This window comes from Pseudomonas cucumis (genome assembly GCF_030687935.1).
Lineage (GTDB): Bacteria > Pseudomonadota > Gammaproteobacteria > Pseudomonadales > Pseudomonadaceae > Aquipseudomonas > Aquipseudomonas cucumis.
Map to the genome: position 1 here is coordinate 5,219,770 of NZ_CP117454.1, position 11,959 is coordinate 5,231,728.

At 60.2% G+C, this 11,959-nt stretch carries 11 protein-coding genes; 6 read left to right on the top strand and 5 right to left on the bottom strand.

All coding sequences use genetic code 11. The features are described 5' to 3' along the window. Positions 1-10: 10 nt before the first annotated feature. From PSH97_RS23650 to PSH97_RS23660, 3 genes are read right to left on the bottom strand one after another with little or no spacing between them, the layout of a single operon-like run. Positions 11-778, bottom strand: coding sequence for a heme ABC transporter ATP-binding protein (locus tag PSH97_RS23650; protein WP_305446912.1), 768 nt, complete (start codon positions 776-778; stop codon positions 11-13). Continuing rightward, positions 778-1,761 carry a FecCD family ABC transporter permease gene (locus PSH97_RS23655; RefSeq protein ID WP_161794747.1) on the bottom strand — a complete coding sequence of 328 codons (984 nt, stop codon included), beginning with the start codon at positions 1,759-1,761 and terminating at the stop codon, positions 778-780. Before PSH97_RS23655 ends, PSH97_RS23650 begins: the two co-directional genes overlap by 1 nt. Positions 1,762-1,811: 50 nt before the next feature. Next, positions 1,812-2,684, bottom strand: coding sequence for a heme/hemin ABC transporter substrate-binding protein (locus tag PSH97_RS23660; RefSeq protein WP_305446913.1), 873 nt, complete (start codon positions 2,682-2,684; stop codon positions 1,812-1,814). Positions 2,685-2,844: 160 nt separating this feature from the next. On the opposite strand from PSH97_RS23660, the gene PSH97_RS23665 reads away from it, so the two are divergent. Then, positions 2,845-3,162, top strand: coding sequence for a Rieske (2Fe-2S) protein (locus PSH97_RS23665; RefSeq protein WP_305446914.1), 318 nt, complete (start codon positions 2,845-2,847; stop codon positions 3,160-3,162). Here the strand turns inward: PSH97_RS23665 and sfsA are convergent. Next, positions 3,159-3,872, bottom strand: a complete 714-nt coding sequence (gene sfsA / locus PSH97_RS23670; RefSeq protein WP_123361265.1) for a DNA/RNA nuclease SfsA — start codon at positions 3,870-3,872, stop codon at positions 3,159-3,161. The genes PSH97_RS23665 and sfsA overlap by 4 nt on opposite strands. Beyond that, positions 3,872-5,044 (bottom strand): pyridoxal phosphate-dependent aminotransferase, encoded by a 1,173-nt coding sequence (locus tag PSH97_RS23675; protein ID WP_305446915.1) that lies wholly within the window; start codon positions 5,042-5,044, stop codon positions 3,872-3,874. Before PSH97_RS23675 ends, sfsA begins: the two co-directional genes overlap by 1 nt. Positions 5,045-5,377: 333 nt before the next feature. Between PSH97_RS23675 and dksA the strand changes: the two genes are divergently transcribed. The 5 genes from dksA to PSH97_RS23700 all read left to right on the top strand — a co-directional run bounded on the left by dksA (position 5,378) and on the right by PSH97_RS23700 (position 11,576). Then, positions 5,378-5,821, top strand: a complete 444-nt coding sequence (gene dksA, locus PSH97_RS23680) for an RNA polymerase-binding protein DksA (protein WP_305446916.1) — start codon at positions 5,378-5,380, stop codon at positions 5,819-5,821. Positions 5,822-6,028: 207 nt separating this feature from the next. Further along, the gene (gluQRS, locus tag PSH97_RS23685) at positions 6,029-6,925 is read left to right on the top strand and encodes a tRNA glutamyl-Q(34) synthetase GluQRS (RefSeq protein WP_305449859.1); all 897 of its coding nucleotides are present in this window, start codon (positions 6,029-6,031) and stop codon (positions 6,923-6,925) included. 77 nt (positions 6,926-7,002) lie between these two features. Continuing rightward, positions 7,003-7,179, top strand: a complete 177-nt coding sequence (locus tag PSH97_RS23690; RefSeq protein ID WP_003176118.1) for a hypothetical protein — start codon at positions 7,003-7,005, stop codon at positions 7,177-7,179. Next, entirely contained in the window at positions 7,163-10,117 is a 2,955-nt protein-coding gene (locus tag PSH97_RS23695) for a sensor histidine kinase (protein WP_305446917.1), read from the top strand. The genes PSH97_RS23690 and PSH97_RS23695 overlap by 17 nt, the downstream gene beginning before the upstream one ends. Positions 10,118-10,139: 22 nt before the next feature. After that, positions 10,140-11,576, top strand: a complete 1,437-nt coding sequence (locus tag PSH97_RS23700; RefSeq protein ID WP_305446918.1) for a sigma-54-dependent transcriptional regulator — start codon at positions 10,140-10,142, stop codon at positions 11,574-11,576. The last annotated feature ends 383 nt before the right edge of the window (positions 11,577-11,959 follow it).

An 11,959-nucleotide genomic window follows, 5' to 3' on the forward strand; every position in this document is an offset into this window, starting at 1 on the left:
GATGAAATGCTCAGCGGGCGATGATCAGCGGATGCCCACGCTCCGGGTGCGGCTGCACCAGTACTTCCAGCCCGAACACCGCCTTGAGCGGTTCCGGGCGCAGCACCTGCTCCGGCGTATCCAGCGCCACGGGACGCCCACCTTCGAGCAGTAACAGACGATCACAATAACGTGCTGCCAGATTCAGATCATGCAGAATCACCAGCACCGCAGCGCCACGATCAGCGAACTCGCGCACCGCTTGCAGAGTAGTGTGTTGATGCAGCGGGTCGAGCATCGATGTAGGTTCATCAAGCAACAACGTTTGCCCCGCCTCCCCCGGCCACAGCTGCGCCAGGACGCGCGCCAGATGTACACGCTGACGCTCACCGCCAGACAGCGCCAGATAGCTGCGCCCACTCAGGTGCCGCGCATCGGCCGCGTGCAGCGCGGCGGCAACGATCTCATCATCCCGAACCCGGCCGCTTTGATAAGGCAGACGGCCCATGCCGACCACTTCTTCGACGCGAAAGGCAAAGTCCAGGGTCGACACCTGCGGCAACACCGCCAAACGCTGGGCTCGCTGCGCCCCGGCCCAATGACTCAGCTCGCGCTCATCGAGCCAGACACTGCCGTGGTCCGCCTGCAATTCGCCGCAAAGGGCGCCGAGCAAGGTGCTTTTGCCGGCACCGTTGGGGCCCAGCACGCCGAGAACTTCGCCCGGTTTGAGTTCAAGGGTGATGTCCGTGAGAACAATCTTTCGACCGCGCCGGATTTGCAGGTTCTGCGTTCGCAACATCAGGCACGCCCTCTGAGCAGTAAATACAGAAAGAACGGTGCGCCGATGAAAGCCGTGACGATCCCGATCGGCAACTCGGCCGGCGCCAGGGCCAGTCGCGCCACCAGATCGGCAAACAATAAGAGACTGGCCCCCGCCAATACCGACGCCGGCAACAGCACACGATGATCAGGACCGGCCAGCAACCGCACCAGATGAGGCACCACCAGCCCGACAAACCCGATCATCCCCGCTGCCGCGACCGCCGCGCCGACGCCCAGCGCCGTGCAGAACACCAGTTCGCGCTTGAGGCCTTCGACGTCGATGCCCAAGTGACCAGCCTCCGACTCCCCGAGCAGCAATGCATTCAAGGCCTTGGCCCGACGTGGCAACCACAGCGCCACACCAGTGCTCACCAACAGCAATGGCCAGAGTCGCGAATAACTGGCGCCGTTAAGGCTGCCCAGGTTCCAGAACGTCAGCGTGCGCAGGGTCGCGTCATCCGCCAGATAGGTGAAGAGCCCAACCGCCGAACCGGCCAGGGCAGTCAAGGCAATACCGGCCAGCAGCATGGTGGCGACATTGGTCTGGCCATTGCGTCGCCCCAGTCGATAGACCAGCGCCGTCACACCCAGCCCGCCGAGGAACGCGCACACCGACAACAAATAAGGCCCGAAGGACTCAGGCAGACCGCCGAACACCGAGCCACCGACAATCGCGATGGCCGCGCCCAACGCCGCGCCACTGGAGACTCCTACCAATCCCGGATCGGCCAGAGGGTTGCGAAACAACCCCTGCATCGCCACACCGGACAGCGCCAAAACGCCGCCCACCGCCAGGCCGAGCAAGGTTCGTGGCAAGCGAATCTGCCCGAGGATCAACTCGGCCTGCTCCAACCCGTCGGGTGCGATGGGTAAACCAATCAGCCGCAACGCCGCACGCAACGTGTCGAACAACGGCAAACTCACCGGCCCCAACGCCAGCGACAACCAGATCGCCAGCAAGCAAAGCAGGCTCAGGCCAATGAACAATGCTCGGGGTTTAACCAGAAAGGTCATTGGCCGGTCATACCGGGATAGAACTCGTCAGCCAGCCTGGTAAGGCTTTCCGGCAACCGTGGCCCCAGCCCTCCCACCAACAACGTCGGGTCCAGCTCCATGACTCGCCCGTCCTTGGCCGCGCGGGTGGACGAGAGGATCGGATTTTCCTTGAACAACGCCGCGCGCGCCGCATCGCCCGTCAGCGCACGGTCGGCAAACACCAGCACTTCGGGATTTAGACTGGCCAGGGACTCTACGGAAAATGGCTTGTAGCCAGTATGGGTTGCCAGATTGTGGCCACCGGCCTGTTGCAGCAACCAATCGGCGGCGGTGTCTTTACCGGCAATCAACGGTTTGCCGCCCGCGTGACCCAACAGCAGCAATACACCCGGTGCTTTGTGTTTGAGTTGCGCCTGACTGACCCGGGCTTGTTGCTGATCGAGCTGCTGTTGATAACTCAGAAACACTTGCGAAGCCCGATCTTCAGCCCCCAGCAATTTGCCGAGATGCTGCAAATTGCCCCGCAATGTCGCCAAATCTGGCTGGGCCGAGAACAGTTCGACCTGAACGCCCGCGCTGCGAATCTGTGAAAGTACCGGTGGTGGCCCCATTTCTTCGGTGCCCACAAGGATCTGCGGGCGCAGGCTCAGAATGCCTTCCGCCGAGAGTTGCCGTTGATAGCCGATGCTCGGCAGAGCCTTCAGCGATTCGGGGTGCTGACTGGTGGTATCGACACCCACCAGTTTCGACTCACCACCCAGTGCACTGACCCATTCCGACAAGGCACCACCAGCACTGACCCAACGTTGCGGCAACTCGGCTGCCGTGGCCTGATGACCGACGAGCAGTCCGACACAGAGCGCAGCAACGCGGGTACTCAGGCGCATAAACAGCTTCCTTTAGAGGTTTTCCCGGGCATCGAGAGGACAGGCCAAGTATCCTCGGCATCCGGCAATCGCCCTGTGGGTGAGCGGCCATTTGATAATTGTTTGCATTTGAACGTCAAGCTCGGACATATCTGGTCACGAGCAGGACTTGAGGATAGACATGAAGCTTCTTTGCACAGGCGCCGAATTGGCTGACGCCAGCAGTCGCGGTTTCGACGTCGACGGTCAGAAGCTCCTGGCCGTGCGCCGGGATGGTCGGGTGTATGTGTATGAAAATCGCTGCCCGCACCGGGGTGTCGGACTGGAATGGAAGCCCGACCAGTTTCTCGACCCCAGCAACAGCCTGATCCAGTGCGCCACCCACGGCGCACTGTTTCTGATCGAAGACGGCGAATGCATCGCCGGCCCATGCGCCGGGCAATCCCTGACCACCATCCCCTGCCGCGAAGACGAGCAAGGGATCTGGGTCACGCTTTAACCGTTCAACAAAACATCCAGCCGCCGATCGACCACCATCTCTTCGTGGGTCAAGTGCACGCCATACGCCAGCACTTCGACTCCACACGCCACCGCTTCGCGCAACGCCGCCGCGTAGGCCGAATCGATTTCTTCGGCAGGACGCACGGAGTCGATGCCGGTCAGGTTCACACAATACAACTGCACGGCACGAATCCCGTCCCGGGCCAAATGCGCCAACTCCCGCAAATGCTTGGCCCCGCGCTGGGTCACCGCGTCGGGAAATGCCGCCACCAACGAGCCATCGAAGCCCAGGGTGACGCTTTTGACTTCCACATACGCTGGCCCGCTCGGGTAATCGAGACGGAAATCGATGCGACTGCTTTCCTGACCGTAGGCCACTTCGCGCTTCAGTTCGGTAAAGCCGTTCAGCTCGGTGATGACATTTGCCCGCAACGCCTCCTCAATCAAACCATTGGCGCGTCCGGTGTTTACGCAGAACAGTCGCCCCTGTGGGGTTTCCCCGACTTCCCAGGTGCCGGGCAACTTACGTTTGGGGTCGTTGGAACGGCTGAACCAGACCTGCCCGCCTTCGACCTGGCAATTAAGCATCGAACCGGTGTTAGGACAGTGAATGGTCAGTAACTCGCCGCTAACGGTTTCGATATCGGCAAGAAAACGTTTGTAGCGACGAATCAAACGACCTTCTTCGAGGGGAGGATGAAAACGCATCAGCCTTGCCAGCTCCGCAAACCACGAGCGATGCGCTCAACCGCTTCCTGCAGGCGTGGAAGATTTTGGGTGTAGGCAAACCGCACATAATGCCCGGCCTGATAACGCCCGAAGTCCAGGCCCGGGGTAATCGCAACGTGCTCGGTTTCGAGGAAATGCTGGCAGAACGCGAAGGCATCGCCGCCGAACTTGCTGATATCGGCGTACAAGTAGAACGCGCCTTCAGGCTCTACAGCGATACCGAAGCCCAATTCCCGCAGAGCGGGCAGCAGGAAATCCCGACGTCGGCCGAACTCGGCGCGTCGCTCCTCGAAAATTTCGATGGTGGCGGGTTCGAAGCAAGCCAATGCGGCATGCTGGGCCATGCTCGGCGCGCTGATATAGAGGTTCTGGGCAAGTTTCTCCAGCTCACCGACCGCGGCTTCTGGCGCTACCAGCCAACCGAGACGCCAGCCGGTCATGCCGAAATACTTGGAAAAACTATTGAGGACGAAGGCGCTGTCATCGACTTCCAGCACGCTGGCCGCATCCGTGCCGTACGTCAGGCCATGGTAGATCTCATCGACCACCAAATGGCCGTGGCGGGCCTTGATCGCTGCAGAGAGCCCGGCCAGTTCATCGCGGGTCAGGATGGTCCCGGTCGGGTTGGCCGGCGATGCCACCAGGGCGCCGACGCTGTCGTGATCCCAGTGACGTGCGACCAGGTCCGGGGTCAGCTGATAACGCACGTCCGGGCCGACCGGCACCAGTTGCGCCGCGCCTTCCACCAACCGCAGGAAGTGCCGGTTGCACGGGTAACCCGGATCGGCGAGCAGCCAATGCTTGCCTGGATCGACCAGCAACGCCGTGGCCAACAGCAACGCCCCTGAACCGCCGGGCGTGATGAGGATGCGTTGCGGATCGATGTTCAGCCCGTAACGCTGCTGATAAAAGCCCGAAATGGCTTCACGCAGTTCGGGAAGGCCGCGGGCGGCGGTGTAACGGGTCTTCCCCGCCGTCAGCGCGGCCTGGCCGGCCTGGATGATCGGCTCGGCGGTGGTGAAGTCCGGCTCGCCGATTTCCAGGTGAATCACGTCGTGGCCGGCCGCTTGCAGCTCATTGGCCCGCGCCAGCAGGGCCATGACGTGAAACGGTTCGATAGCGCGACTGCGCGCACTGTAGGACAGAGCCATTAGCCTTCCTTACAACGGGAAAAGAATCGATTCTACCCAAGCGCAGGAACGAGCGAGAACCTAAAGCGGTCAGAGCCCATATAACGCTGGTTTCAAACGGTTCAAGCGTATGCTCCAGGTTTGACTAAAATCAATAATTGATCAGGTCTCCAGAGCCACCAGGCAAGGCTTTGCAATCTTTTGCAAGGCCCACGGGCCGCGGGCTCGACATCCGGGAGTAGCGCGGCCCGATTTGATCTGGTAAGTTCGCCCGCTTGCAGCCGCAGGGCCGGCAGGTGTCGGTGATGGAGCAATCCTGCGCAATGGATTACAAGAGTAGAGGCGGTCCATTTCATGCCCACCCAAGCAAAGCAACAACCGAACCAGTCGATCAGCGGCTTCGAACCCTACAAAGAAGTGAAGGGCGAAGAGTACATGGGCAAACCCATGCGCGCTCACTTCACCAAGATCCTGAATAAGTGGAAACAGGACTTGATGCAGGAAGTCGACCGCACGGTTGATCACATGAAAGACGAAGCGGCCAACTTCCCCGACCCGGCAGACCGTGCCAGCCAGGAAGAGGAATTCAGCCTCGAATTGCGCGCCCGCGACCGCGAGCGCAAGTTGATCAAGAAAATCGACAAAACCCTGCAATTGATCGAAGACGAAGAATACGGCTGGTGTGAGTCCTGCGGCGTCGAAATCGGCGTCAAGCGACTGGAAGCCCGCCCTACCGCCGACATGTGCGTTGACTGCAAGACCCTGGCGGAAATCAAGGAAAAGCAAGTCGGCAAGTAATCTTTGCGACTTGAACGAAAAACGGAGCGTGCGAACGCTCCGTTTTTTTGTTTCTGACTTTGCTGATTTGTTGCGTATTTAAGATCGCCTTCGCGAGCAAGCTTCGCTCCTACAAAAGCTAGCGCAATCTTCTGTAGGAGCGAAGCTTGCTCGCGAAGGCGGCTTCAAGCCATGCTCAAAACGATTGAACAGCCTGACGCCACCCTTATGACCACCATCGTTCCCCCCGCCTACATCGGACGTTTCGCCCCTACGCCCAGTGGCCACTTGCATTTCGGTTCGCTGGTCGCCGCGCTGGCCTCGTACCTCGACGCCCGTTCGGTTGGCGGCCGTTGGCTGGTGCGCATGGAGGATCTCGATCCGCCGCGCGAAGAACCCGGCGCTCAGGCAGCGATTCTCAAGGCGCTGGAAAGCTACGGGTTCGAGTGGGATGGCGACATGGTCCGACAGAGCGAGCGGCACGCTGCCTATGACGAAGTCATCAATCGCCTGTTCAATCAGGGCCTGGCCTACGCTTGCACCTGCTCGCGCAAGCAACTGGAGCCGTATCACGGCATCTATCCCGGGTTCTGCCGCAACGCGGGGCACGGCACCGAGAACGCGGCGATTCGCCTGCGCGTACCGGAACTGGAATACCACTTCATCGACCGGGTGCAGGGCGAGTTCCGTCAACACCTGGGCCGGGAAGTCGGCGATTTCGTGATTCGTCGCCGCGACGGGCTCTACGCCTATCAATTGGCGGTGGTGCTGGATGACGCCTGGCAGGGCATCACTGATATCGTGCGCGGCGCCGACCTGCTGGATTCCACGCCGCGCCAGCTCTATCTGCAAGAACTGCTCGGCCTGCCGCAACCGCGCTACCTGCACATCCCGCTGATTACCCAGCCGGACGGCCACAAACTCGGCAAATCCTATCGCTCGCCGCCGCTGACCGAAGATCAGGCCACGCCGCTATTGCTGCGCGCATTGCGGGCACTGGGGCACAAGCCTGTGATCGAACTGAATGACGCCACACCACGGGAGGTGCTGAACTGGGGCATTGCCCACTGGGATGCATCGCTGATCCCGCGCACACTGACGCTGCCCGAAGCGCAACTTCAGTGATGCCACTTGCAGTGGCGCGCCCATCCGTTACCATCGCCGCACGTTTTCGGGCACGCGCATAAAAAAGAGAGGCCGGGATGTATATTTATCGCTTGGTCCTGCTCCTGGTAGTGGGGATTTATCTGTTCTCCCCGGCCATCATGGATTGGTGGATCGACGCCACTGGCGCCTGGTATCGCCCGTATTTGCTCTGGCTGATTCTGATCGTCGTGACCTTCATCCTGCAGAGCCAAAAAGATGCCGATGAGCTTTAGCCTGACCCAGATGATCCTGATCAGCGCCGCGTACCTGGCGGTGCTGTTCGGTGTGGCCTGGATCAGCGAACGGGGGATGATCCCCCGGGCGATCATTCGCCACCCGCTGACATACACCCTGTCGCTGGGCGTTTACGCCAGTGCCTGGGCGTTTTACGGCACGGTGGGCCTGGCCTATCAGTACGGCTACGGTTTTCTGTCCAGCTACCTCGGGGTTTCCGGGGCCTTTCTGCTGGCGCCGGTGCTTTTGTACCCGATCCTGAAAATCACCCGCACTTATCAACTCTCGTCCCTGGCCGACTTGTTCGCGTTTCGCTTCCGCAGCACCTGGGCTGGCGCACTGACGACCATTTTCATGCTGATCGGCGTGCTGCCGTTGCTGGCGTTGCAGATTCAGGCTGTGGCCGACTCCATCAGCATCCTCACCCGCGAGCCGGTGCAGCATCGCGTGGCCCTGAGCTTCTGCGCACTGATTACGCTGTTCACGATTTTCTTCGGCTCACGCCACATCGCCACCCGCGAGAAACATGAAGGCCTGGTGTTTGCGATTGCCTTCGAGTCGGTGATCAAACTGATCGCGCTTGGCGGCGTCGGTCTGTATGCGCTGTACGGCGTGTTTGATGGCCCGCAGCAGCTGGAACTGTGGCTGCTGCAAAACCAGACCGCCCTCGCCGCTTTGCACACGCCATTGCAGGAAGGCCCGTGGCGCACGCTGTTGCTGGTGTTCTTCGCCTCGGCGATCGTGATGCCGCACATGTACCACATGACCTTTACCGAAAACCTCAACCCGCGCTCGCTGGTCAGTGCGAGCTGGGGTTTACCGCTGTTTCTGCTGTTGATGAGCCTCGCGGTGCCGCTGATTCTCTGGGCCGGGCTGAAACTCGGCGCCACGACCAATCCGGAATACTTCACCCTGGGCATCGGCATCGCCGCCAACAGCAAAGCCCTGGCGCTATTGGCCTATGTCGGCGGATTGTCGGCGGCCAGCGGCCTGATCATCGTCACCACGCTGGCGCTGTCCGGGATGGCGCTGAACCATCTGGTGCTGCCGCTCTATCAGCCGCCGGCCGAAGGCAATATCTACCGTTGGTTGAAGTGGACCCGCCGGGCGCTGATCGTCGCGATCATCATGGCCGGTTACGGTTTCTACCTGATGCTGGGCGCCGAGCAAGACCTGGCCAACCTCGGCATCGTCGCCTTCGTCGCCACATTGCAATTCCTGCCGGGGGTGTTGTCGGTACTGTACTGGCCGACCGCCAACCGTCGCGGCTTCATCGCAGGCCTCCTGGCGGGGATTCTGGTGTGGCTGGTGACCATGCTGCTGCCGCTGGTCGGCAATCTGCAAGGCTTCTACATCCCACTGTTGAACATGATTTACGTGCTGGACGACACCAGCTGGCACATGGCAGCAATCGCCTCGCTGGCCGCCAACGTGCTGATGTTCACGCTGATCTCGTTGTTCACCAGCGCCAGCCCCGAAGAGGCCAGCGCCGCCGAAGCCTGCGCGGTGGACAACGTTCGTCGCCCGCAACGCCGCGAACTGCATGCCGCTTCACCTCAGGAATTCGCCACTCAGCTTGCAAAACCATTGGGTGCCAAGGCAGCACAGAAAGAAGTCGAACAGGCGCTGCGGGACCTCTATCTGCCGTTCGATGAACGCCGTCCATACGCCTTGCGCCGTCTACGTGACCGTATCGAAGCCAACCTCTCCGGCCTGATGGGGCCGAGCGTGGCGCAGGACATGGTCGAAACCTTCCTGCCCTACAAGGCTGGCGGCGAAAACTACGTCACCGAAGACATCCACTTCATCGAAAGCCGCCTTGAGGACTACCACTCGCGCCTCACCGGTCTTGCCGCCGAACTCGATGCCCTGCGCCGCTACCACCGCCAGACCTTGCAGGAATTGCCGATGGGCGTGTGCTCGCTGGCCAAGGATCAGGAAATCCTCATGTGGAACAAAGCCATGGAGGAATTGACCGGGATTGCCGCGCAGCGTGTGGTCGGTTCGCGCCTGAGCACCATTGGCGATCCGTGGAGAGAACTGCTGCAAGGCTTCATCAATCTGCCGGACGAGCATTTGCACAAACAGCACCTGGCCCTCGACGGTCAGACGCGGTGGCTGAACCTGCACAAAGCGGCGATCGATGAACCGCTGGCGCCGGGTAACAGCGGCCTGGTGCTGCTGGTGGAAGATTTGACCGAAACCCAGATGCTCGAAGACAAACTGGTGCACTCCGAACGCCTGGCCAGCATCGGCCGCCTGGCAGCCGGTGTGGCCCATGAAATCGGCAACCCGATCACCGGCATCGCCTGTCTTGCGCAAAACTTGCGCGAAGAGCGTGAAGAAGACGCCGAACTCACCGAAATCAGCGGGCAGATCCTCGAGCAGACCAAACGCGTGTCACGCATCGTTCAGTCCCTGATGAGCTTCGCCCATGCGGGCAGTTATCAGCACAGTGACGAGCCCGTCTGTCTGGCGGAAGTGGCTCAGGACGCCATCGGCCTGCTGGCCCTGAACCGGCGCAATTTCGAAGTACAGTTCTACAACCTGTGCGATCCCGATCATTGGGTTGAAGGTGATCCGCAGCGGCTCGCCCAGGTATTGATCAATCTGCTCTCAAACGCCCGCGACGCCTCGCCTCCAGGCAGTGCGGTGCGAGTCAAAAGCGAAGCCGGCGAACACACGGTCGATTTGATCGTGGAAGACGAAGGCAGCGGTATTCCGAAGAACATCATGGACCGATTGTTCGAACCTTTCTTCACCACCAAGGACCCTGGCGAAGGCACCGGTCTGGGCCTTGCACTGGTCTATTCCATCGTTGAAGAGCATTATGGACAAATCACCATCGACAGCCCGGCTGATGTTCAAAGCCAACGCGGCACCCGTATCCGGGTAACTTTGCCGCGTCATGTCGAAGCGACGTCCGCTGTGAACTGAGACCGTCGAGAGTATCGAATCAATGCCGCACATTTTGATCGTCGAAGACGAAACAATTATCCGCTCCGCCTTGCGCCGTCTGCTGGAACGTAACCAGTACCAGGTCAGCGAAGCCGGATCCGTGCAGGAAGCACAAGAGCGTTTCAGCATTCCCACATTTGACCTGATCGTCAGCGACCTGCGTCTGCCGGGCGCACCCGGTACCGAGTTGATCAAACTTGGCCAGGGCACTCCGGTGCTGATCATGACCAGTTACGCCAGCCTGCGTTCGGCCGTCGACTCCATGAAGATGGGCGCGGTGGATTACATCGCCAAGCCTTTCGATCATGACGAAATGCTCCAGGCCGTAGCGCGAATCCTGCGTGACCGGCAATCGGCGCAAGCCAGCGGTGAACCGGTCGTCGGTAAATCGAGCAATGGCTCCGCTAAAAACGGTGTCGACAACAGCAACGGCGAAATTGGCATTATCGGCTCCTGCCCACCGATGCAGGACCTCTACAGCAAGATCCGTAAAGTTGCGCCAACCGATTCCAACGTCCTGATCCAAGGTGAATCCGGTACCGGTAAAGAACTGGTAGCACGCGCCCTGCATAACCTGTCCAAACGCGCCAAGGCGCCGATGATTTCAGTGAACTGCGCGGCCATTCCGGAAAGCCTGATCGAGTCCGAGCTGTTCGGCCACGAAAAAGGCGCATTTACCGGCGCCAGTGCCGGGCGTGCCGGGTTGGTGGAAGCGGCGGATGGCGGCACCTTGTTCCTCGATGAAATCGGTGAACTGCCACTGGAAGCTCAAGCCCGCCTGCTGCGCGTGTTGCAGGAAGGGGAAATCCGCCGGGTCGGTTCGGTGCAGTCGCAGAAGGTTGATGTACGCCTGATTGCCGCGACCCACCGGGACCTCAAGAGCCTGGCGAAGATTGGCCAGTTCCGTGAAGACTTGTATTACCGTCTTCACGTGATCGCCTTGAAGCTGCCGGCCCTTCGCGAGCGCGGCGCGGACGTCAATGAAATTGCCACTGCATTCCTCGCGCGGCAGAGCGCACGGGTCAACCGCACCGACCTGAAATTCGCCCTGGATGCCGAACAGGCGATTCGGCATTACTCCTGGCCGGGTAACGTTCGCGAACTGGAAAACGCGGTCGAGCGTGCGGTGATTCTGTGCGAGAGCCCGGAAATTTCCGCCGAGCTGCTAGGCATCGACATCGAACTGAGCGATCTGGATGACGATGACTTCATCGGCCTGGCGCCCCAGCAGGGCACCGGCGCCGGTAACACCAGCCACGAGCCGACCGAAGATTTGTCCCTGGAAGACTACTTCCAGCATTTCGTTCTCGAGCATCAGGACCACATGACCGAAACCGAACTGGCCCGCAAACTCGGGGTCAGTCGCAAATGCCTGTGGGAACGCCGTCAGCGCCTGGGCATTCCGCGGCGCAAGACCGGGGTGGCCAGCGAGAGCTGAACCGCAGCTGTCGGATGTGCGGGTAACACATGACATTGTGAAAAAACTGTTACCTCAGCTTTTTCGCGTAACAGAAGCCGGGGCTTACGGTAACGAAGCCCCGGTTTTTTTGGGCCTCGAAAAACACCATCAGCCCACTTAACCCCTTGTTTTACTGGGCCTCACAAAAGTTGGCACGCACCCTGCTATATGTTTGGTACAAGAACAATAACAAGCAATGCACAAGACAATAAAAATAAGACGTATCGACTCACGCACAATAAAAACAAGACGGCGAGAGGCGTAGCTAACTGATTCTTTTGGAGAGGCGTTGCATTTGGGGCTTGCCCCACGACCAGGCCGAGAATAATAAAAAACTGTCTCAAGACAGTGCCTGAACTGGT